General features: G+C 51.4%; 1 protein-coding gene. It reads right to left on the bottom strand.

The features are described 5' to 3' along the window. The coding region (gene tuf / locus Xenpb_RS19280; protein WP_187655729.1) for an elongation factor Tu at positions 1-1,153 on the bottom strand (1,153 nt) is incomplete at both ends.

Raw genomic sequence — 1,153 nt, 5'->3', positions numbered from 1 at the left:
CCTACAGTACGGCCGCCTTCACGGATTGCGAAACGCAGACCTTCGTCCATTGCGATTGGCGCAATCAGGTTAACTACCATGTTGATGTTGTCACCTGGCATTACCATCTCTACGCCTTCTGGCAGTTCGATAGTACCGGTTACGTCAGTTGTACGGAAGTAGAACTGTGGACGGTAACCTTTGAAGAATGGCGTATGACGGCCACCTTCATCTTTGCTCAGGATATACACTTCAGATTCGAACTGAGTGTGTGGGTGGATAGAGCCTGGCTTCGCCAGAACCTGACCACGCTCAACGTCATCACGCTTAGTACCACGCAGCAGAACACCCACGTTCTCACCCGCACGGCCTTCGTCCAGCAATTTGCGGAACATTTCAACGCCGGTACAAGTCGTTTTAGTGGTTTCTTTGATACCAACGATTTCAACTTCGTCGCCGACTTTAACGATACCACGCTCTACACGACCGGTAACTACAGTACCACGGCCGGAGATGGAGAATACGTCTTCGATTGGCAGCAGGAATGGCTTGTCAATGTCACGCTCTGGTTCTGGGATGTAAGTATCCAGTGCTTCAGCCAGTTCGATGATTTTCGCTTCCCACTCAGCTTCGCCTTCCAGCGCTTTCAGAGCAGAACCACGGATGATTGGCGTGTCGTCGCCTGGGAAATCGTACTGAGACAGCAGCTCACGTACTTCCATTTCGACCAGCTCCAGCAGCTCTTCATCATCAACCATGTCACATTTGTTCAGGAACACGATGATGTATGGAACGCCTACCTGACGACCCAGCAGGATGTGCTCACGCGTCTGTGGCATTGGGCCATCAGTTGCAGCAACAACCAGGATCGCGCCGTCCATCTGAGCAGCACCGGTGATCATGTTTTTCACATAGTCGGCGTGGCCTGGGCAGTCAACGTGCGCGTAGTGGCGAGTTGGGGTATCGTATTCTACGTGAGAAGTAGAAATGGTGATACCACGTGCTTTTTCTTCTGGTGCGTTATCGATCTGGTCGAATGCACGTGCGTTACCGCCGTAAGTTTTCGCCAGAACAGTGGTGATTGCAGCAGTCAGGGTAGTTTTACCGTGGTCAACGTGGCCGATAGTACCAACGTTAACGTGCGGTTTTGAACGTTCAAACTTTTCTTTAGACA

Origin of the sequence: Xenorhabdus sp. PB62.4, assembly GCF_014467285.1 — a bacterium.
GTDB lineage: Bacteria > Pseudomonadota > Gammaproteobacteria > Enterobacterales > Enterobacteriaceae > Xenorhabdus.
The sequence above is the reverse complement of the archived record's forward strand: the minus strand, read 5'-3'. Positions and strand labels throughout refer to the sequence as shown.